This window comes from Citrobacter sp. Cb028 (genome assembly GCF_030336705.1).
Lineage (GTDB): Bacteria > Pseudomonadota > Gammaproteobacteria > Enterobacterales > Enterobacteriaceae > Citrobacter > Citrobacter braakii.
This window is the reverse complement of record NZ_JAOWCZ010000034.1, coordinates 121,124-141,983: the sequence shown is the minus strand read 5'-3', so window position 1 is coordinate 141,983 and position 20,860 is coordinate 121,124. Positions and strand designations below refer to the sequence as shown.

Annotated in this window: 18 protein-coding genes and 1 pseudogene; 9 read left to right on the top strand and 10 right to left on the bottom strand. The window is 49.7% G+C overall.

Annotated features, from left to right (window positions below):
* Positions 1–80: 80 nt before the first annotated feature.
* Positions 81–890: a pyrroline-5-carboxylate reductase gene (proC, locus tag OGV75_RS10215; RefSeq protein ID WP_016152005.1), complete on the top strand. Its 810-nt coding sequence runs from the start codon at positions 81–83 to the stop codon at positions 888–890.
* 17 nt (positions 891–907) lie between these two features.
* Here the strand turns inward: proC and adrA are convergent, their stop codons facing one another.
* From adrA to OGV75_RS10190, 5 genes are all read right to left on the bottom strand, one after another.
* Complete coding sequence (gene adrA / locus OGV75_RS10210; RefSeq protein WP_181627480.1) at positions 908–2,023, bottom strand: diguanylate cyclase AdrA; 1,116 nt, start codon at positions 2,021–2,023, stop codon at positions 908–910.
* 91 nt (positions 2,024–2,114) lie between these two features.
* A complete protein-coding gene (gene psiF, locus OGV75_RS10205; RefSeq protein WP_003830956.1) occupies positions 2,115–2,435 on the bottom strand; it encodes a phosphate starvation-inducible protein PsiF in 321 nt (106 codons plus the stop codon).
* A gap of 97 nt (positions 2,436–2,532) precedes the next feature.
* Positions 2,533–3,948 carry an alkaline phosphatase gene (phoA, locus tag OGV75_RS10200; RefSeq protein WP_286480626.1) on the bottom strand — a complete coding sequence of 472 codons (1,416 nt, stop codon included), beginning with the start codon at positions 3,946–3,948 and terminating at the stop codon, positions 2,533–2,535.
* Between the two features lie 104 nt (positions 3,949–4,052).
* Entirely contained in the window at positions 4,053–4,295 is a 243-nt protein-coding gene (locus OGV75_RS10195) for a sigma-S stabilization anti-adapter protein IraP (RefSeq protein ID WP_016152002.1), read from the bottom strand.
* A 249-nt stretch (positions 4,296–4,544) separates the two neighbouring features.
* Positions 4,545–5,741 carry a multidrug efflux MFS transporter gene (locus tag OGV75_RS10190; RefSeq protein WP_286480625.1) on the bottom strand — a complete coding sequence of 399 codons (1,197 nt, stop codon included), beginning with the start codon at positions 5,739–5,741 and terminating at the stop codon, positions 4,545–4,547.
* A gap of 302 nt (positions 5,742–6,043) precedes the next feature.
* On the opposite strand from OGV75_RS10190, the gene ddlA reads away from it, so the two are divergent.
* Complete coding sequence (ddlA, locus tag OGV75_RS10185) at positions 6,044–7,138, top strand: D-alanine--D-alanine ligase (RefSeq protein WP_286480624.1); 1,095 nt, start codon at positions 6,044–6,046, stop codon at positions 7,136–7,138.
* Positions 7,139–7,163: 25 nt separating this feature from the next.
* Here the strand turns inward: ddlA and OGV75_RS10180 are convergent, their stop codons facing one another.
* Positions 7,164–7,385 (bottom strand): DUF2754 domain-containing protein, encoded by a 222-nt coding sequence (locus OGV75_RS10180; protein WP_019076140.1) that lies wholly within the window; start codon positions 7,383–7,385, stop codon positions 7,164–7,166.
* A 264-nt stretch (positions 7,386–7,649) separates the two neighbouring features.
* Between OGV75_RS10180 and OGV75_RS10175 the strand changes: the two genes are divergently transcribed.
* Entirely contained in the window at positions 7,650–7,973 is a 324-nt protein-coding gene (locus OGV75_RS10175; protein ID WP_047357674.1) for a DUF2755 family protein, read from the top strand.
* Here the strand turns inward: OGV75_RS10175 and OGV75_RS10170 are convergent.
* Entirely contained in the window at positions 7,958–9,061 is a 1,104-nt protein-coding gene (locus tag OGV75_RS10170) for a DUF1615 domain-containing protein (protein WP_047357673.1), read from the bottom strand. The genes OGV75_RS10175 and OGV75_RS10170 overlap by 16 nt on opposite strands.
* 16 nt (positions 9,062–9,077) lie before the next feature.
* Positions 9,078–10,298, bottom strand: coding sequence for a peptide antibiotic transporter SbmA (gene sbmA, locus OGV75_RS10165; RefSeq protein ID WP_016155831.1), 1,221 nt, complete (start codon positions 10,296–10,298; stop codon positions 9,078–9,080).
* A 383-nt stretch (positions 10,299–10,681) separates the two neighbouring features.
* Between sbmA and ampH the strand changes: the two genes are divergently transcribed.
* Positions 10,682–11,839 (top strand): D-alanyl-D-alanine-carboxypeptidase/endopeptidase AmpH, encoded by a 1,158-nt coding sequence (gene ampH, locus OGV75_RS10160; protein ID WP_115190907.1) that lies wholly within the window; start codon positions 10,682–10,684, stop codon positions 11,837–11,839.
* Between the two features lies 1 nt (position 11,840).
* Here ampH and iprA read toward each other — a convergent pair whose 3' ends face one another.
* A complete protein-coding gene (gene iprA / locus OGV75_RS10155) occupies positions 11,841–12,464 on the bottom strand; it encodes a hydrogen peroxide resistance inhibitor IprA (protein WP_286480623.1) in 624 nt (207 codons plus the stop codon).
* A 90-nt stretch (positions 12,465–12,554) separates the two neighbouring features.
* Positions 12,555–15,479 carry an autotransporter adhesin EhaB gene (gene ehaB, locus OGV75_RS10150; RefSeq protein WP_047357669.1) on the bottom strand — a complete coding sequence of 975 codons (2,925 nt, stop codon included), beginning with the start codon at positions 15,477–15,479 and terminating at the stop codon, positions 12,555–12,557.
* Positions 15,480–15,989: 510 nt separating this feature from the next.
* Between ehaB and hemB the strand changes: the two genes are divergently transcribed.
* From hemB to OGV75_RS10125, 5 genes and pseudogenes are all read left to right on the top strand, one after another.
* Complete coding sequence (hemB, locus tag OGV75_RS10145) at positions 15,990–16,964, top strand: porphobilinogen synthase (protein WP_016151991.1); 975 nt, start codon at positions 15,990–15,992, stop codon at positions 16,962–16,964.
* 513 nt (positions 16,965–17,477) lie between these two features.
* Positions 17,478–18,119 carry a PIG-L deacetylase family protein gene (locus OGV75_RS10140; protein WP_047357667.1) on the top strand — a complete coding sequence of 214 codons (642 nt, stop codon included), beginning with the start codon at positions 17,478–17,480 and terminating at the stop codon, positions 18,117–18,119.
* Positions 18,120–18,123: 4 nt separating this feature from the next.
* Entirely contained in the window at positions 18,124–19,320 is a 1,197-nt protein-coding gene (locus OGV75_RS10135; RefSeq protein ID WP_016151989.1) for a glycosyltransferase family 2 protein, read from the top strand.
* Positions 19,259–19,888: an LbetaH domain-containing protein gene (locus OGV75_RS10130; protein ID WP_047357665.1), complete on the top strand. Its 630-nt coding sequence runs from the start codon at positions 19,259–19,261 to the stop codon at positions 19,886–19,888. The genes OGV75_RS10135 and OGV75_RS10130 overlap by 62 nt, the downstream gene beginning before the upstream one ends.
* A pseudogene (locus OGV75_RS10125) lies at positions 19,885–20,667 on the top strand (YaiO family outer membrane beta-barrel protein). Before OGV75_RS10130 ends, OGV75_RS10125 begins: the two are co-directional and overlap by 4 nt.
* Positions 20,668–20,860 lie beyond the last annotated feature (193 nt).

Here is a 20,860-nt window from a genome sequence, read left to right as displayed (position 1 = left end):
TCCTTCTGCACATATTCAATCCGCGCTAAGCTTAGCTTTCCCAGGTAAAACAATGAATATCACGCATAGGGAGTGACAAAATGGACAAGAAAATCGGTTTTATCGGCTGCGGTAATATGGGCAAAGCGATACTTGGCGGCATGATCGCCAGCGGCCAGGTTCTCCCCGGACAAATCTGGGTCTACACCCCTTCCCCCGATAAAGTCGCTGCATTGCACGACCAGTACGGTATTAATGCGGCGCAGTCTGCGCAAGAGGTCGCGCAAATCGCTGACATTGTTTTTGGGGCCGTAAAACCAGGCATCATGATTAAAGTGTTGAGCGAAATTACCTCCAGCCTGAACAAAGACTCCCTGGTCGTCTCGATTGCCGCTGGCGTCACCCTCGATCAGCTCGCCCGCGCGCTGGGTCATGACCGTAAAATCATTCGCGCGATGCCAAACACGCCGTCACTGGTGAATGCCGGAATGACCTCCGTCACGCCGAACGCCTTAGTCACGCCAGAAGACACGGCCGACGTGCTGAATATCTTCCGCTGCTTTGGCGAAGCGGAAGTCATTGCGGAGGCAATGATTCATCCGGTCGTTGGCGTCAGTGGTTCAGCACCGGCCTATGTCTTTATGTTTATTGAAGCGATGGCGGACGCCGCTGTGCAGGGTGGCATGCCTCGCGCGCAAGCTTATAAATTCGCGGCGCAAGCAGTAATGGGTTCGGCAAAGATGGTGCTGGATACGGGTAAACATCCCGGAGAACTGAAGGATATGGTGTGCTCGCCTGGCGGAACCACCATTGAAGCGGTACGCGTCCTGGAAGAACGAGGTTTTCGTTCATCAGTGATTGAAGCGATGATTAAGTGCATGGAGCAGTCGGAAAAACTCAGCCGCTCCTGAGTTAACACCGCCGGACGTCAGGCCGCCGCCTCAGTGCGGTTACGTCCGGAATTCTTTGCTTTGTAGAGCGCCATATCCGCCGACTTTAACCATTCTCGATAATGCTCGGTTTCTGCGGTCAGCGGCGCAACGCCCACGCTGATCCGCAGAGCAACCTGCGGCGCGCAGGATAAACGCATTTGGCCAAGTCGTTCGTGAACACGAGACATCGCCGCAATCGCGCTGGTTGCCGGCGTGCCGCACATAATCACCGCAAACTCATCACCGCCAAAGCGCCCGATCACGTCGCTACCGCGTAAGGTCATCTGCAACTGGCGGGTCAGCGCGACAATCGCCTGGTCCCCAACGTCATGACCCCAGGTATCATTGATGCTCTTAAAATGGTCGATATCGATAATCAGTAACGTGGCGTCACGCTGGTAGCGGCGGCAATTATCAAATTCATTACGCAGTAACAGTTCCCAATGGCGGCGGTTGTACACCCCAGTCATGCCATCTCGCGTACTCATCACCTGTAAACGGCGTTTATGTTCCGCCAGCTTGATGACCGTCTGGTAGCTGACCCAGGCAAACAGCAGCGGATAAATCACCAGCACCGGCAGCGTCAATAGCACGCTAAGCTGAGTACTGCTAAAAGCGACGGAGATATCGGTTAACTGTAACGTCACCAGGCATGAAACCATCATCAAAACGGCGCCTGCGATGAATATTCGCATCCCGCCTGCGCCCATCAGGTTGATGCAGATAATCATCAGCAGCGCCGTGGATGGCAACAGGTTTACGCCCATAATCCCTATCCACATACCGGCAAGAATGGCATCGGCTTTTAAGTTGGTAAATTCGCTATGCAGAGGATCGTCGGCTTTGCTGGCCAACTGCCAGGCCAAATGCGGCCAGACAAACGCCCATCCCACCAGTAATAGCCACCAGCCACCGGTAATGGGCTGAGCAACTAATACCGACGCGATAGGGAAAAACATTCCCCCCAAACCCACCGCTCGCGGCAGCCTGATTCGTCGGGCGAATCGCAGACCGGAACGTTGGTGGTCATTTTGATGAAGCGATAAAAATGCTTCATTCGGGACGACCTTCTTTTGATAAAAGTTTTCATCATTCATTGTATTTGGGAATATTCTGAAACAAATTTCCCAAATTATAGGAAGGGGTCTGGTGGCGGAAGTATGATATTTCGGGTGAGCGATTTTACCTGCTCACCCGTAAGTGCTACGCAGATTTCTTCAGGCAAGCGCTCATAAATTTATTACGATCATCACCTTTCAGAGACTGCTCCGTCGCCTTAACGTTACATTCACGCATTTTTTGCTGCTGCGGCGTCAGGCTCTTTTCCTCCGGCGCAGATTTACTGTTTTTCAGGCAATCACTCATATATGTCTTACGCGCATCCCCTTTTAAGGTCTGCGCCGTTGCCTGCTGATTGCAGGTGGTCATACGCTGTTGTTGCGGGGTTAAAGTCTTCTCGGCAGCACCGACGGTAGTTAAAAAAATCAGACCAAAAAGCAGCGTCATTAATAATGTAATTTTCATAGCATCCTTCTTTTCTGAACGACAACACACAGGTAAGTTTGGCTGCTAACGATAAAAATACCACCCGGCGGCAAAAGTATTGCCGCCGGGCGTCGGGTTATTTCAGTCCTAATGCCGCTTTCATGGTGTAAAACAGGTCGGTTTGATCGGTCAGGCCGACCACATTTGCCGCGTGCGGGCCATAGGCTGCAATTCGCAGCTGGCTGCCGGTGTGCTCCTGAGATTCCTCTTCAGAGTTGCCGTAGCTGATGACCATGACCGCGCCATCTTTGGTGTTCAGCGCCTGGGTCAGACCAGACGCTTTGGTATCCGGCGCAACAATCTGGCTGGCATGTGCGTGGTCAGCGGTTACCACCACCAGGGTGTTGCCATCTTTCTTCGCAAAGGCAAGCGCGCGCTGTACCGCCTCGTCCAGATCGACCGTTTCACCAATCTGTCCGCACGGGTTGGCGGCATGGTCCTGTTTATCGATTGACGCCCCTTCCACTTGCAGGAAGAAACCTTTCTCATTTTTGCTTAACAACTCAATCGCTTTATCCGTCATCTGTGCCAGCGTTGGCACGCTGTCGTCACGCTTTGGATTTGGCGTACAGGTCACAACCGGCTTATCCAGATTGCCATGATAAGACGCTTTCGGACCTTCCCAGCGCACGGGCATATTGCCGTCAGAGAACAGACCCAGCAGCGGTTTATCCTGATTAGCTTCGGTAATCGCCGCCAGCGTCGCGGTATCACTCACCATCTGATAACCACGGGCCAGGGCTTGTTCACGCAACGTTTTACCCTGCCACTCGCCCGCCGCAGCGGTTTCCGCAAACGTTTTGGCCCCGCCGCCCAGCGTAACGTCAGCCCGGGCATTCAGTAATTGTTCGGTGATTGACCCTTTACCGCCTTTTTCCAGCGCATTGGTTGGGCATTTTTCACGTGTCACGCCTGGGCCATAGCACTTACGCGAAGTCACATGGGCTACCAGCGCCGCCGGGGTAGCATCCTGCAATTCAGCGGTAGAAACGTTGCCCGTTGCCAGCCCCGCCGCTTTTGCCATTTCAAGAATTGTGGCGTGATCTTTTTCATGAATATCAACGCCCAACGCGCCATTATAGGTTTTCACACCGGTGGTCCACGCCGTCGCGGATGCCGCAGAATCCGTCACATAATCGGGTTTACCCGTTTTCTTATCCAACGCATAGTGCGTGTATTGTCCGGTCAACGGTAAAGCATCAATTCCTTTAAAAAAGCCGCCTGCGCCTTCGGCATAATTTCGCGCGGCCGTTATTTCTGAGTCCCCCATCCCATCGCCAATCAATAAAATAATATTTTTGGCAGGTTTATCGCTCAGAGATTCGCGCAGAGCCGCCGTTTGATCGGCAGACAATCGGCGGGCGCCGCCCGGCGTGGTGATATCACCCTGAGCGGCACGATTATCCATAACCGCTATGGCAGAGGTTTCTGCATTAATAACCGGGGTAAACAGCAAAGGTAACAGGGCAATAGCGAGTGCGCTTTGTTTCACTTTATTTTCTCCATGTATAAATACGGTAAAATTAAAACAAAGCGACTATAAGTATTTGATGTGACACTTTTATGATAATTTGTGGATGACGCACCACGGATTACTCAAAACGCTTTTGGCACACTCTCGCCAGCGTTATGAACGTTGGTCAGAAACGCAGGCATACGGCCTTCTCCAGCCAAAGCCCCCTCAATTTGGCGAATAAATATTTGCCGATCGTTACACGTCATATTGCGCAGCATTTCGATGATTACCTGCTCCAGCGTTTCAACCTGCGCCGTCAGTTCTTGCGACTCTTCTTCTTTTTGGGCGAGCTTAAGTAACAACTCAGTAACGAGATTTTTCATTTACGTATTCCCTTAACCAAATATAGGCCACGTTATCATTAAGACTCACAACTGCCTAGAGGATGAAAGTTGTATTTTCATAAGAAATAAAACGTTTTGCGAAAACAATCACAACACAAAATAAGGGAGAAGGAGTCTTAGCGCAGAATTATTCCATATAAAAGGGTAAGGGGATTAATAATCACCTGGATATATAAATGCATAATGATGGATTAACAACGCTGACGGGCAGCGTTGTTAATCAGGTACTCAGCGTGCGCAGCGCCGACGTCGCAACGCGATAGCCAGTTGCCAGATGTTGATTAACACAATGCACGCCGTGGCAATAAACACCCAGCGAAAGCCCGCCATTGCCGAAACCGTTGCTCCCATTAATGGCCCGGCTACGTTGCCGAGGTACATAAATGACTGGTTATAACCAAAAATGCGCCCGGTTATCTGGTCGCTGGAGTATTTCACCAGCAACGTCTGCACCGCGGGCAACATCGCGCCGTCGGCAAAGCCGAGCAGAAAACGTAAGATCCCCAACTGCAACGGCGTATTGACCCATGACATGGCGAAAAACAACACGACGGCGAAGATTAACGTTGCCATTAAAATCCGCTCGGTCCCAATACGATCGCCTAATTTACCTAGCCGGGGCGCAGAAATCAGCGCCGAGATGCCCGGAACCGAAGCAATCAGCCCGCTGAGAAAGGCAATATTAGAACTGTCTGGGACCATTGATTTAATAAACAGCGCCAGAATCGGCCCAATTGAGCCGTTACATAACTGGATCACCATCGTAGTAAAAAACAGGCTGATCACCAGCGCCGGATAAGGCAGCGAGGCAAAGACGGCCTTCCCGCTCAGGCGTTCGTTTTTTTTGATTGTCGGGCGCACACCTTCTTTGATCAAGAACAGCGTGACCAGAAAACTCACTACCAGCAAAGCCGCGGTAATACAGAATACCGCCCGTAAGCCAACGTGGTCGGCAATAAAGCCCCCCATCAGTGGTCCGCCAATAACGCCGCTAATTTGCGCCGTCGAGAGCGTACTCAGCGCCCACCCGCTGCGTTCGCGCGGAACCTGTGAGGCTACCAGCGCCATCGCATTGGGAATATAGCCAGACGTTAACCCCATGATCCCACGCAGCAGAAAAAGCTGCCAGACGTTAGTGGCAAAGGCCTGCAGTAAAATCGCAATCGCCATACCCAAAGAGGCCCGCAGCAGCATCAGCTTGCGTCCTTTACGGTCGGCTAAACTCCCCCACATCGGAGAGACGATGGCTGAAATCAGGAAGGTGACGCTAAACGTTAAGCCAGACCACATTGAGAGTGCTTCATGGGAGCTTACCCCCAGTTGGGAGATATAGAGCGGTAAAAAAGGCAGGATTTGGCTGATTGCCAGGCCGGTGAAAAAGCAACCGAACCATACGGAAATGAGGTTGACTCTCCAGGATTCCATAGGGACTCATAACGATAAGTAGCTGAAAACTGCGAGCAGCTTAACAAATTACTTAGCCAAATAAGGGTCCACAGGTGCGATATATCACAGTTTAGGATTTTATCTTCCCGCTCATCATATTTGTGATATACCTCACATCAACCCCACAATATCAGCAGGGGTTTATGCTCCGCGTCCGTTCTGCGCGTTTGCGCTTATCTGTTCCTCTGTTGCCCACCAAAACAATCTGCCAGAAGCCGAGGAAACCTGCGTTTTGTCGTGGTAATGTATGTGCTTTGCATTCATGGAATGGGTTTTTTAAGATGGCAAAGTTGCGGGTAGGAATCGTATTTGGTGGTAAATCAGCGGAACATGAAGTGTCATTGCAATCGGCAAAAAATATTGTCGATGCCATCGACAAGACTCGCTTTGACGTTGTGCTGTTAGGTATTGATAAGGAAGGGCAATGGCACATTAGCGATGCCAGTAACTATCTGCTCAATTCAGATGATCCAGCGCATATTGCGCTGCGTCCTTCCGCGACCAGCTTGGCTCAGGTCCCGGGTAAACAAGAGCACCAGTTGATCGATGCGCAAAACGGTCAGCCACTGCCAACGGTCGATGTTATTTTCCCGATCGTACACGGCACGTTGGGTGAAGATGGCTCTCTGCAGGGTATGCTGCGCGTGGCGAATCTGCCGTTCGTCGGTTCTGATGTCCTGGGTTCTGCGGCCTGTATGGATAAAGACGTGACCAAACGTCTACTGCGCGATGCCGGATTAAACATCGCGCCATTTATTACGCTCACTCGCGCCAATCGCAACCGCATCAGCTTTGCCGAGGTGGAATCCCGCCTTGGCCTGCCGCTGTTTGTGAAACCAGCCAACCAGGGCTCGTCCGTTGGCGTCAGTAAAGTGACCAGCGAGGCGCAATACAATCAGGCCGTCGCGCTGGCATTTGAATTCGACCATAAAGTCGTGGTGGAACAAGGGATCAAGGGCCGCGAGATCGAATGCGCGGTGCTGGGCAACGATCAACCGCAGGCCAGTACCTGTGGCGAGATCGTGCTGAACAGTGATTTTTACGCTTACGACACCAAATACATTGACGATAACGGTGCCAAAGTGGTTGTTCCGGCAGCGATCGCACCGGAAGTTAACGATAAGATCCGCGACATTGCTATTCAGGCTTATCAGGCGCTGGGCTGCGCCGGTATGGCGCGCGTGGACGTTTTCTTAACCGCAGAGAACGATGTTTTGATCAATGAGATCAACACGCTGCCGGGCTTTACCAACATCAGCATGTATCCAAAATTGTGGCAGGCGAGCGGCTTAGGCTATACCGATTTGATCACTCGCCTGATCGAACTGGCGCTGGAACGTCATGCGGCGGATAGCGCGTTGAAAACCAGTATGTAAACCCGCCTGGATGCCTGATCGATAGCTATTGGGCATCCTTTGCTTCTTCTTCATCTTCCACGCGGCGACGGATAATTAATCCGGCCAGCCAAAAGCTAATCACCCACGTCACCAACCCCACCGCATAGGTCTGCCATCCCTGCGCTTCAAAACCCAGTAAGCCGACCACACCGTTCAGAATAAAGATAAGCCCAATAGCGAAGGCATAGTAGTGCCAGTCTCGGCGGATTTTAACAGGCAGGTTCATAACAGCTCCGGTGGAAATACAACGTGAAAGCGCATCCTCGCACATTTCCTCATAGACGTCTGTGGCCTGTGCGGAATTTCTGAAATGTAACTTGATTTCACTTAAGGTTACGTAATTGTGACAACCAGCAAAAAACCGAGATCCAGGAATAATCTCTACCTGAAATTACCATCATTCTGATATTGACATTGCCGATCACCTGTCAGACTCACTGTCAGTTCCAGGCATCACGTCAAAAAAAGCAGGTTATTTCCGGAGGTCTTTATGGCTGATTTTACGCTCTCAAAATCCCTGTTTAAGGGCAAACATCGGGATACCTCCTCCCTGCCCGGCAACATTGCGTATGCCGTATTTGTGCTGTTTTGCTTTTGGGCAGGCGCGCAGGTTTTAAATCTGTTGGCCCACGCTCCCGGCATCTATGAACAACTGATGCAGTTGCAAATGCAAGAGACAGGACGCCCACGAGTTGAAATTGGCTTAGGCGTCGGTACCCTTTTTGGGCTGGTCCCTTTCCTTGCCGGAAGTCTGATTCTTGGCGCCATCGCGGCATTCGTGCGCTGGCGCCGCCGTCATCATAATGATGGCTGACCTATACATTTCGCCCGACGCTCGTCCACGCGTTTCGCAAACCACGCGGTGGTCAAATTACGTGTAATCTTCGGGCTTTCCAGCTGAATGCCTGGCAGCATTTCACGGGGTAGCGCTTTCCCAGTCTTCGCTTTCGCCAGCTTATAGACCTTCTCGTACAGCGCGGTATCCTCAAATGCCAGGCTGTCACCTTTTTGCAGTTGACGGTGGATCTCACTCTCGCTCATCCCCAGCTTCCCGGCCAGTTTACGTACCGCCAGCTCGGTTTTGCCCGGCTCGCTGCTGCCGTAGAGAATCAAGTCACCATCCATCGCCAGTTTCACTCCGCTGGCTTTACTGACCGCATTCTGGAAAGCCGCATTGCGGCTGGCATACCATCCCGCATTGAAATCAGCGAAACGGAAGATTGGCGCGCTGTAATTCGCCGGGTAGTTAAGCAGATGATACGTACCGAACCACAGCCCACCGCGGCGGCTGAACACTTCCTGACGTACTGTTCCCGCCATTTTCCACGGATACCCGTCGGCGTGCTGCTCGGCAAACGCGATACTGACCTGCATTGGCCCACCGGTATGTACCGGATTAAGCGAACCAAACAGCGTCTGCCCCATCGGTACCATATTGATAAAATCATCAAAAATGGCGCTAAGCTGTTTTTCCGTTTTCACCGTATCCAGACGCTCGCTGTAGCTTTTCCCCGTTGGCGAGTTAATCTTCAGTGCGGTATGCACCACAAACTGCGGGATATGCATACGCTCGGCGCGCCGGTCGATCTCTTTCCAGGCGATTTTACTTAAGTTTGGAACGGCCGGATCCGCCTGATAGTTTGACTCCTGTTGCGCAACCGCCAGCACCGAACAGATATTTTCAACCGTCGGCGCCAGCTTCTGGCTTTCAAACGTCTTCGCTAAATCCTGCGCCCATGCGTCCCGGTCTTTCACGCTGGCGGGCATTTTCTGGCGCACCACGCTCGCCACATCGACGGCTTTCTCCCCTTTTTTTAGCGGCTGCGCGGGTTGGCTACTACATCCCACCAGCACCAGAGCGGCCAGACCGGACAAGGGGTAAAGACGGGAAACCGTCGACATAACATCTCCTTTTTTATTAACTAAGCGTATGGGTAACTTCCTGAATATCCTGGCCATCAAGCTCACGTTCAAAGCTGCGCAGACGCTTATAAATAGACATCAGTTCGACTAACGTTGTCCAGGAGTTAATCAAATACTGGAACGAGCCTCGCACCTGGCCAAACACGTTGGTGATTTGCGTCATCAGGCCGAGCGTAATCGTACCGGCAACAATCGACGGGAACAGCAGGAACAAGCCGAAAACGTTATCAACCTGCAGGTATAGAATACGGGCGATATTGAAGTACATATAGTGAAAATAGAGGCGGAAGTAGTTCTGGCGCACCGCATGGAACAGTTCACGCACCGTCGGCGGGGTCGCACGATTAGCGTCATCTTCACCGTAAACCAGTTCTTTACGGTAGGCCGCTTCCACGCGCTGGTTTTTAAACTCCAGCCCCGGAAGTTTGATGCCGACTACCGCCAGCAAGCCGGTTCCCATCAGCGACCAGACAATCGCGGCAATCACCAGGCCATAAGGAACATGTCCAACAATGGGCAGGTCCGGCACATGGGCTGAGAGAGTGACCAGGACAGGTAAGAAGGCAATCAGCGTCATAATCGCATTGATAAAGCTGACCCCCATATCTTCAAGCGTGGAGGCAAAACGCATGGTATCTTCCTGCACACGCTGCGCCGCGCCTTCGATATGACGCAGATGCTGCCAGTGCGCCATATAGTGTTCGTTCATTGCGGTACGCCAGCGGAATACATAGTGGCTGACGAAGAAGTTGTTCATCACCCCAATGACCACGGCAATCAGCGCAATGCCAAGAAAGATGCCTACTTCATGATAGAACTGCTCAATCTTCACCTTATGCGGCGCACTCAACGCGGATTGAATCAGATCATAGAATGGCGCATACCAGGCGTTGACGGCGACGCCAACTTCAACCAGAAACCAGGTCACGAAAATAATCAGCGACGTGCCCAGTATGGACCAGTACTGCCAGCGGTGCGGGCTGTAGATAAACCAGAACAGCGCGAACACTCCAACACAAAGGATGTAATACGCATAAAAAATCAGGTAATCCAGTGACCAGAATCGGGCCGCGCTAATCGGTACGTCTCCCGACGCGCCGGTAATATGTGCAACCCAGGCTCCCCCACCTCCTTGCCAGAATACAACGGCGACCAGTGCCCAAATAAATGCCGAAATAAAGAACGGCCCCGGCTTTGGGAAAAAAGACTTAAACATAGTGCTCTCCTGCTAACTTCTTATCGTTATGACGACTGCTGTGTATTTGCCACCGTGGAGTGCGGCGGCCAGACGGCTTACGCCCAAAAACACAAGCTGAAACCGACAAGTGTGACCAAAACCGCGGCACTTAGTTCGCACCCGGGTATGAAGAATTGTTTCTGTGATTTTCACACTCGACAACGTTCCAGCAAGTGCAGATTATCACAGCGTGAGATCACAAAAGCGAACATCCGTAATCCGGGAAACGCTCGCGTTTACTCATCGTTACGTTTTTCACACTATCATTGGCTGATAAGCGCTTTGCAATACGCCGATGAGTAGTATAAATACGCATACGCACGACATCCTTTTTCACTTTCTCTAACTCATGGACACCACCGTTGAAACGTAGTCTGCTTTTTTCTGCCGCGCTGTGTGCGGCGTCATTGACATCTGTCCAGGCGGCACAGCCTATAACCGATCCGGTCTTCGCCTCTGATATCGTCGATCGTTATGCCGACCATATATTTTACGGCAGCGGTGCTACGGGGATGGCGCTCGTGGTGATTGATGGCAACCAGCGCGTATTTCGCAGCTTCGGCGAAACACGCCCTGGCAATAACGTTCATCCGCAGCTGGATTCCGTTATTCGAATTGCCTCTATTACTAAATTAATGACCAGCGAAATGCTGGTGAAATTACTCGATCAGGGTACGGTTAAACTCAACGATCCATTGAGCAAATATGCGCCGCCTGGCGCGCGCGTGCCGACTTATCAGGGCACGCCGATTACGCTGGTGAATCTGGCGACGCATACCAGCGCGCTGCCGCGCGAACAGCCTGGCGGTGCGGCGAAGCGCCCAGTGTTTGTCTGGCCAACCCGTGAACAGCGCTGGAGCTATCTATCAACCGCCACGCTTAAAGCCGCACCGGGTTCGCAGGCTTCTTATTCCAACCTGGCGTTTGACCTGCTGGCCGATGCGCTGGGAATCGCATCCGGAAAGCCTTATCCGCAACTGTTTGAAGAAAAAATTACCCGTCCGCTGGGAATGAAAGATACCACCTTTACCCCATCCCCCGATCAATGCAGACGCCTGATGGTCGCGGAAAAAGGTGCCAGTCCTTGCAACAATACCCTGGCAGCGATGGGCAGCGGCGGTGTTTATTCAACGCCCGGCGATATGATGCGCTGGATGCAGCAGTATCTCTCATCTGATTTTTACCATCGTAGCCAGCAGGCCGACCGTATGCAGACGCTGATTTATCAGCGTACGCAGTTAACCAAAGTGATAGGGATGGATGTTCCGGGTAGAGCCGATGCGCTGGGTTTGGGCTGGGTCTATATGGCACCGAAGAATGGGCGACCAGGAATTATTCAAAAAACCGGTGGCGGCGGCGGCTTCATTACCTATATGGCGATGATCCCACAGCAAAACGTCGGGGCATTTATCGTGGTGACCCGTTCTCCGCTAACCCGATTTACCAATATGAGCGACGGTATCAACGATCTGGTTGCAGAGTTGAGCGGGAACAAACCGCAGGTTATTCCTGCATCCTGACTTAATACTCAAAAGGCAAACGGTTAATGCTCACCAGTTTGCCTTTATTCATTTCAATGTAACCACCTTTACGCAATGCCGCGAGAACCTCAGCGACAACTGAGCGTGAAATTCGCGTGCGTTGGTGAATATAGTTCATGACGCCGATACGCGAACGCAGTACGTCGTCCCATTTCATCATGGATATCAGCGTCGCGCGGATCTGATCGTAGGAGTTATTGCCGATCAGCTGCAGATCGCGCAACTCAAACATGGAATTTTGCCATGCTAACCAGCAAAAGGCTTCACGCCAAAGCTGGCATTGTTCAATTATATTTATCGTTTGCGAAGCAGGCAGGTGGTATCCCGTACAATTACTTTCGGTTATTAATCTGTATTGTACATCTGTTTTCATCACACCATCAGAAAGGCCCATAATAAAAGGCGCCTGTGCAATCCCGACCAGCACGCTTTCCCCTCTACGTAAGGAAACAACACCACTTAAAATAACAAAAGTTTCGTCACTATTAATATCGCTGGAAAAAATTATTTCTTTGTCGTTATCACACTCAAAGTGCTTACGATATTTCGCTAAACATTTATCAAGCTTACCAAACTCAAGAAGAGGTTTATTTGAAGATAGCATGTGCGAATTCCTTGCAAGAAATGCCCGTCAAATGCGTGACGGGCATTATTTCTAAATAAAATTACCTTTTATTTCTCTGCAAGAAAGTTGTTACCAGGTATATTTAACACCAACGTTTGCAGACCAGTCTTGATCGACATCACCGCCACCGAGGTAATTAGCATCGGTGTACGCGCTGAAGTTCTTGGTGAAGCTGAACTGAGTACCCAGCCCAACGCGTACCGCAGAACCTTCTACGCCGTTGTCGATAGAATCACCGTTTACATCAGAATCGTTGTTAGAGTCGTCGTAAACGTAGGCCAGTTTGAAGTACGGGGTCAGCGCCTGGTCATCGCTGTAGGCGAAGGTATAACCCGCATCTACACCAAGTTCATAACGCATGCTGTCATAAGACTGACCGTCAACTTTCATGTCGTTGCTCAGCTTATAGTCATCACCAGACTGGAACAGACCGGATACGCTACCGTAAGGGGTTACGTAACCTGCTTCACCCAGCTTCAGGTCATAACCCAGTTTCAAGCCGAAGCCCCAGGCATCAGAAGAGGTGCTGCCATCAACATACTGACCGTTGCTCATGCTGGCAGACAGATCGTTGTTGAAGTGGGAGTAGCTTAAGTTACTGTCAACAAAGATGTTGTTCGCAAAACGAGCAGAAGAGTAGAAATAGGCAGTCTGGCTATCCTGATCTACCTGACCGGTACGATCACTCATGTCACCTTTCGCGAAGCCTGCCGCAGCACCGACAATCCACTTAGCGTTGTTACCATCGATTTTGGAATCAACACCGACCATGATGCCGTTAACATCCTGATCATAGTTAATGTTGCCGTTATCCGCATCGAAGCTGCCGCCGAAGTAGCTCACCCATGCACCACCGTTATCTACCAGACCATGACGCGCGTTAGTCAGACGAGTACCAACGGTGTCTTGCTCCAGGTTCCAGATATTGGTGTTGGCAGACGGAATACTCAGCGCCATGTTCGCGTAGTCGGTCAGCTCCATCTGCTGCAGAACAACGGTGTTACCCTGCTGCTGAGCCTGATAGGTGTAAGCACCCAGGTCTGCTTTATTGGCTGCAGAGAAGGTTGCGGTGCTGTTCTTGTCGTTAACGTAGATCAGCTCGTTACCCTTGTAATCGGTAACAGAACCTGCGCCAGTGGCGTTATCGATGCGAACTTTATAGTTACCGGTTGCCGCTGCTACGTGATCACCGTAGTTATCGACTTCAGACTGATCGCCTGAGGTGTCAGAATCGCCGTTACCGTTGATAGTCAGATGACCATCAGAGTTCATCGCGATCACGCCATAACCGTAGTTAGCTTGGCGCGTATCGTTAGTACGATCGTTGGTCAGGTCAGCATTCAACACATAGTTAGCGCTGTTGATGTCGAAAACACCCGCATTAACATGGTTGTAAGCGTCGGTGTAGCTGGTCAGATTCAGGGTATCAACCTGCAGCGCGTTACCGGTGCTGTTGCCCACATCCAGAACGCCGTTGTTGGTGACGTTAATGGTATTGGCATACAGCGCGGCATTAAGCACATTCCAGCCAGCAGAGACATCATCAGCAATCGTTACGGTACTGTTGTCAATAGACAGCGTATTAGTCGCAACACGACCATCTTCATTGATGTTCAGTGCGGAAGCACCGGTCAGAGAGATGGAGTCAGAAACCAGCGCAGAATCGCCCACGTTGACAACGGAACCGCTGTTGATGCTCAGGGTGTCAATCAGAGAAGTTTTGGTGGTATCCCACTGGGAAGCGCCGTTCAGCGTCACGTTGAACAGACCGCTCTGATAAACGGTATTGCCAACCACATGACCATTTTCGTCATAAGAGGATGTGTTGCTATCGATACCGTAGGTTGAAGAAGGCCACAGGCTGTTGGCAGCGATATCAATCAGCGTAGGAGTGGCTTCAGTGCCCTCAGCATAGCTTTCGTAAACGCCATCACCATCAACGTCAACCTGATGGACGGACATTGCCGCACCAACCCACTTGCTGCCGTGGTTCAGGGTCAGATCCAGACGGTCAGTACCATCCCAGCCGTTGGTATCCAGATCGGCATCGGTATCACGGTAAGTATCAGCACCGTTCGGGAAGAAGTTCTCATCAAAGTTGCTGGAGAACAGCACATCGCCCATCAGTGTAGCGTTATCAAACGTGGCGGTGGTCTGCATCGCGTTATCTGCATTGGGATTAGCAATAACCGCCAATGCGATATCATTCGCGTTCCAACCGTTACCGTTGTAGTCGCTCGCATTGCTGGTGTTACCAAACCAGCCGGATCTTCCTTCATCAGACCAGGAACCAGAGGTCAGGGTAGAGTCGGTAACAGCGATAGTGTTGTTAAACACTTCGCCGCTGTTTACGCCGGTGATGACGGTATTATCGTCAATATCATCCCACTCATAACCTTGAGTCAGGGTAATACCCGCGACGTGAGAGTTGTTGGAGATAGACAGATCAACTTCTTGATCCAGAGTGATAGCCGTACCCAGGTTATAAACGTCGACAACGTGCGTATCAGCCACGTCATTATAGGTACCGTTGTAGGTATAATGTTCGTAGTTGTCATCGATAGTGGAGTTGATGACATTCATCGCCAGACGGTCGTAGTAATAGTCGGTACCCGTACGGTTAGTACAATCCGTGGTCATACATTCGGATGTCACCATTCCGTGAATGGTACTGTTTTTAATCGTCAGGCTGTTATAATTGCCGTTAGTTGACAGTCCATCATCCAGATAATAAGTAGAAATAACGCCGTTGACAGTAGCGTTATTGATTACCGGATAAATATCACCGTTATAAATGCTATCAGTGCCGTAATTGTTCCAACCGACATAGCCATCGAAGTAAACGTCATCAACATGTGATGCGTCATTATAATGGGTGAACGTTGTGTACGTAGTTCCAGAAATATCAGTAGAAGCATTCGCCTGAGAAGTGATTGCCAAAGTACAGGCTAATGCTAATTGTGAGACTACTAGTTTCTTTTTCCAAGTGTGCATTTGTCATCCCTCCTCAGGGACGTAATATAGTTGATCCATCAATTATCAATGCAAAGAAAACATTTTATGTTTCGCGGAGACGATTATGCGGTTTCACAAAGTAAAGGTTCAATTATTCTTTGCTAGTCGTCCGAAACCGGACAACACTACGAATATCCTCACCTCTGACACAAAAAACAAAAAAACTCATTCTTTCAATGAAATACCGTACAACACATCTCTGAATCATATAATTAACAAATAACTCACCACACACCCAAACAAATAAACAATAAATAAAGAGGAATTATCACCAGCCCTACACAAATAAACATATCGATATTTAAAATAATAAAAATAGAAACAAGCAAAACAATGAATATAAATAACTTGCCATAAATGTGAATAAATTGCTCTAATGATTCAGCCTTCCACGATGGAAAATCCAGATATAACGCCAACTTTCGTAAACCACCCACCCTCAGGTTCGGGTATACTACGGCCTTCGATTCCACAAACATCAGGCATACCATGACAGACCTAATCCAACGCCCTCGCCGCCTGCGCAAATCACCTGCGCTGCGCGCTATGTTTGAAGAGACAACACTCAGCTTAAATGACCTGGTGTTGCCGATCTTTGTTGAAGAAGAACTCGACGATTACAAAGCTATCGAGGCCATGCCCGGCGTGATGCGCATTCCAGAGAAGCATCTGGCGCGCGAAATTGAACGCATTGCTAATGCAGGCATCCGCTCGGTTATGACCTTCGGCATTTCTCATCACACCGATGACACCGGCAGCGATGCCTGGAAAGAAGACGGTCTGGTGGCGCGCATGTCGCGTATCTGTAAGCAGACCGTACCGGAGATGATCGTCATGTCCGACACCTGCTTCTGTGAATACACCTCGCACGGTCACTGCGGCGTATTATGCGAGCACGGCGTTGATAACGATTTAACCCTTGCCAATCTCGGCAAACAGGCGGTCGTTGCCGCCGCTGCGGGCGCAGATTTCATCGCCCCTTCCGCCGCAATGGACGGCCAGGTGCAGGCGATTCGCCAGGCGCTGGATGCCGCGGGCTTTACCGATACCGCGATCATGTCCTACTCCACCAAATTTGCCTCTTCTTTCTATGGCCCATTCCGTGAAGCCGCAGGTACCGCGCTGAAGGGCGATCGTAAAACCTATCAGATGAACCCGATGAACCGTCGGGAAGCAATCCGCGAATCGCTGCTGGATGAAGCCCAGGGCGCAGACTGCCTGATGGTCAAACCGGCTGGCGCATACCTCGATATTCTGCGCGATATCCGCGAGCGCACCGAGCTGCCGATTGGCGCTTATCAGGTCAGCGGTGAATACGCGATGATCAAGTTTGCAGCCCTCGCGGGTGCCATAGATGAAGAGAAAGTGGTGCTGGAAAGCTTAGGCTCGATCAAACGCGCTGGCGCGGATCTGATCTTCAGCTACTTCGCACTGGATCTGGCTGAGAAAAAAATCCTGCGCTAACTTTGTTGTTCCATGCCGGGTGGCGTAAACCATCCGGCCTGTTATCGCCAGCCTAAAGATTCTAACGAGTACCAGCGCTCAGCGTCTTGCTGTTTATGATTCATTCTGAAAGTAATATCCCCTCTGAAGTTCATCATTACAATCAATATCAATTATTCGTAAATGAATACTAAAATGACATATGTATTCCATTCTTCTATTTGAAGGTATAGTTACAGTACAATCTAATAACCTCATCATCTAATTATAAAAAACCAATCACTCAGAAAAATAAAACCAGTAAAAAAAAATTAATGCATTCATTTTTCTTATTGATTAAGAAAAAACATCCTAACTTTCAATAAATATTATTTTTTGACTAATCAAATTACACATTGTAATATCTTTATTACGACAAACACTAATCCATCCCGTCTTTCCAACAAGAGCTTTAAATATCTGCAAAACAGATATTGTGTTTATATTCATTGAACACCCAAATAACACTCTCATAGAAAAGTGAAGGATTTGCTCATGGTTACATCATACCAAAAAGGGATATTAGCAATCGGTGCCCATCCGGACGATATTGAACTCGGATGTGGTGCCTCGTTATCCCGCTTAATAAAAGAAGGCTATCACGTTACTGCCGTCGTCATGACCGCAGGGGCTGAAGGGTGCGTTTTAAAAGCCGACCGACACGCAGAATCTCAATCGGCATTAACATCATTAGGCTGCCATCAGATTTTTCATTTTCATTTTGAGGACACACGCACACCGTACTTTGTTGATACGATGATCAAATCACTTGAAGACGTCATCACAAATCACATTCCCGCACAAATCAACATCGTGCGAACTTATACTATGCATGATTCTGACCGGCATCAGGATCATCGCGCGGTACATAAGGCTTCTATCGTTGCCTGCCGAAATATTCCCCAGGTTCTCGGTTATGAAACTCCCAGTACCTGGCTGACGTTTGTTCCCCAAGTCTTTGAAAAGGTCAGTGAAAACTGTTTCATTCAAAAACTTCGTGCGCTTTCATTTCACCAAAGCCAGCAGCAACGTGATTATATGCGTACAGAACGTCTGCGTACCGTAGCTCAATTCCGAGGGCAACAGGCCGGATGTGAATTATCTGAAGGTTTTGTTGTTCACAAAATGATTCTCTAATTATATGAAAACAATATTTTTTATTATGATGAGCCTATGTATATTACTTTGGTTCCTCACAACCTTAAAACGAAAACCTAGTTTACGTAACGACAGTATTGACGCCATTATTCCGGCCTATAACGAAGGTCCTTGCCTGGCACAATCGCTGGAAAACTTGTTATTAAATCCCTATTTTCATCGAGTCATATGTGTAAACGATGGTTCCACTGATGATACCGAAATCATTATGCATAAGGTGAAAGAAAAATGGGGAGAACGCCTGATTACCGTGACGCAAAAGAATACCGGGAAAGGTGGCGCCTTAATGAATGGATTAAACTATGCTACCTGTGAGCAGGTTTTTTTAAGCGATGCTGACACCTATGTCCCTCCTGATGGTGACGGTATGGGATTCATGTTAGCAGAAATAGAAAATGGCGCCGATGCCGTTGGTGGAATCCCCTCAACACATCTGCCTGGTGCTGGATTGCTGCCACATATCCGTGCAACGGTAAAACTTCCGATGATCGTCATGAAGCGGACATTACAGCAGTTGCTCGGCGGTGCGCCTTTTATTATTAGCGGAGCCTGCGGCATGTTTCGTACTGATGTGCTGCGCAAATTTGGTTTTTCCGATCGTACCAAGGTGGAGGATCTCGATTTAACCTGGACCTTGGTCGCGAATGGTTATTGTATCCGTCAGGCAAACCGCTGCATTGTTTATCCTCAGGAGTGCAATACCTTGGGCGATGAATGGAAACGATGGCGGCGATGGATCGTGGGCTATGCCGTTTGCATGCGTCTGCATAAATCACTCATCCTCAGCAGATTCGGCATCTTCAGCATACTCCCAATGGTGCTGGTCGTGTTGTATGGCGTAGCAATCTATCTCATTACATGGCAACACATCACGCTCACTATCGGCCCACATGCGATTGTGCTTTCCTTGTTTCCCATTATTTGGGTTGGAGTGGTTTGCTCAATTGGAGCATTTAGTGCCTGGTATCACCGATGCTGGAAACTTATTTTCCTTGCGCCTTTTTCTGTTTTTTACGTACTTCTGGCTTATTTAATTTGGATTGTATATGGACTTATTGCCTTTTTTACTGGACGTGAACCCCTACGTGACAAACCCACACGCTATACCGCGGTGGTGGATGCGCCAAACAATAACCCCCCCACAGCTACCCGCGGTGGTGAAGAACTATCTAAAGCTTAGCGAACAGAATAATAAGTCAGTATCCATTGCACCTGGCGTTGTTATTGATGAAAGCGCGGGAGCGGTGACGATCGGTGCTGGCAGTAAAATTTGTCATGGTGCAGTTATTCAGGGGCCTGTCGTAATTGGGGCCGATTGCATTATTGGTAATTACGCCTTTATTCGACCGGGTTGCTTAATTGGCAATCAAGTACGTATTGGCTATGGCACCGAAATCAAAAACGCAGTATTGGAATCGACGACCACCATCGGTCCCCAATGCTTTATTTCTGACTCGGTTATTGGCAAAGGCGCTTACCTGGGCGCGCAGGTAAGAACCAGCAATCATCGCCTTGATGGTAAAACCGTGCATGTCAGGCTGGACGATGAAGACATTGATACAGGCTGCGAAAAATTAGGGTGTTATATCGGTCCCGGTGCGCGGCTTGGTGTTCAGGTCATTATTTTACCAGGCCGATATATCGCAGCTGAAAGCACAATTGGCCCACGGATAACCATCGAGCAAAACCTGCCAAAAGGTAAATATATCCTCAAACAAGAGATCTCCTGTCTCGTAGGTGAAGAATAATGAAAAGGACTTTATTTGTATCGTTGATACTCAGCACGGCTTCTCTCCCGGCTGAAGCAACCGACCTGAAGCTGACTGCCGGATACGACTTTACTGATTATTCGGCAAGGCATGGCACCCGTAACGTCATGTTCAGCGAATTAAAGACGCAGATTGACGATGGTACCGCGGTTTTCAATATTTCCGAAGGCAGACGCGATTACGACAACGGTGAATCATGGAACGCGTTACGTGGCCGCGCGACCGTTTGGTATAACTGGAATCAGTGGTTATCAACAAAAACGGGTCTGGCAATTGCCGAAAACACCCCCGTTTTTGCCAGACGCGATGCTCAGCAGGATATCAGCGTAAAAGTTCTGCCTAAAACCGTATTTACCTTTGGTTATCGCTATGCCAACTACTTTGACGATACGGACGTCAATGCTTTTTCAGGCGGAATATCTCTGTATACCGGACCGTTTATCACCTCATGACGTTATACGCATTACGATACTGAAGATGCTGGGGGAAGCTATAGCCACATCGTTTCACTGCGCCTGAACGACCTGAACGGTAAAGGCAATACGCAGCTCTGGGTAAGCCGCGGAACGGGAGCCTATACCTATGACTGGTCACCGGACACCAAAAAAGGAACGTTAAAAAGCATCAGCCTGCGTCGCAATCAGCCGCTGACCGATCAATTAACTCTCGGTCTTGCCCTCGGCAAACAATGGTATGACACGCCGGTTGAGAGCTATCACAGCCAGCAAATTCTCGCCGATCTCACCTGGCAGTTTTAAATCTCTCCCCCTCGATAGGGGAGAATCAACCACCAATGAAATAGCCATTCTCTCAGCCCTCACGCCGCCATCCATTAATCAATGCCGGATACGCAACGCTTATCCGTCCTACAACACCCGGCAAATTATTGCGATTTTGTTACATTCGTTACATATCAGCGCCACGGGGATTGCCAGCGCGGCGCTGGCAGGC

Coding starts and splice junctions, on each gene's coding strand:
- proC (WP_016152005.1), top strand. CDS start 81: ATGGACAAGAAAATCGGTTTTATCGGCTGCGGTAATATGGGCAAAGCG.
- psiF (WP_003830956.1), bottom strand. CDS start 2,435: ATGAAAATTACATTATTAATGACGCTGCTTTTTGGTCTGATTTTTTTA.
- OGV75_RS10195 (WP_016152002.1), bottom strand. CDS start 4,295: ATGAAAAATCTCGTTACTGAGTTGTTACTTAAGCTCGCCCAAAAAGAA.
- OGV75_RS10190 (WP_286480625.1), bottom strand. CDS start 5,741: ATGGAATCCTGGAGAGTCAACCTCATTTCCGTATGGTTCGGTTGCTTT.
- ddlA (WP_286480624.1), top strand. CDS start 6,044: ATGGCAAAGTTGCGGGTAGGAATCGTATTTGGTGGTAAATCAGCGGAA.
- OGV75_RS10180 (WP_019076140.1), bottom strand. CDS start 7,385: ATGAACCTGCCTGTTAAAATCCGCCGAGACTGGCACTACTATGCCTTC.
- OGV75_RS10175 (WP_047357674.1), top strand. CDS start 7,650: ATGGCTGATTTTACGCTCTCAAAATCCCTGTTTAAGGGCAAACATCGG.
- OGV75_RS10170 (WP_047357673.1), bottom strand. CDS start 9,061: ATGTCGACGGTTTCCCGTCTTTACCCCTTGTCCGGTCTGGCCGCTCTG.
- sbmA (WP_016155831.1), bottom strand. CDS start 10,298: ATGTTTAAGTCTTTTTTCCCAAAGCCGGGGCCGTTCTTTATTTCGGCA.
- iprA (WP_286480623.1), bottom strand. CDS start 12,464: ATGCTATCTTCAAATAAACCTCTTCTTGAGTTTGGTAAGCTTGATAAA.
- ehaB (WP_047357669.1), bottom strand. CDS start 15,479: ATGCACACTTGGAAAAAGAAACTAGTAGTCTCACAATTAGCATTAGCC.
- hemB (WP_016151991.1), top strand. CDS start 15,990: ATGACAGACCTAATCCAACGCCCTCGCCGCCTGCGCAAATCACCTGCG.
- OGV75_RS10140 (WP_047357667.1), top strand. CDS start 17,478: ATGGTTACATCATACCAAAAAGGGATATTAGCAATCGGTGCCCATCCG.
- OGV75_RS10135 (WP_016151989.1), top strand. CDS start 18,124: ATGAAAACAATATTTTTTATTATGATGAGCCTATGTATATTACTTTGG.
- OGV75_RS10130 (WP_047357665.1), top strand. CDS start 19,259: ATGCGCCAAACAATAACCCCCCCACAGCTACCCGCGGTGGTGAAGAAC.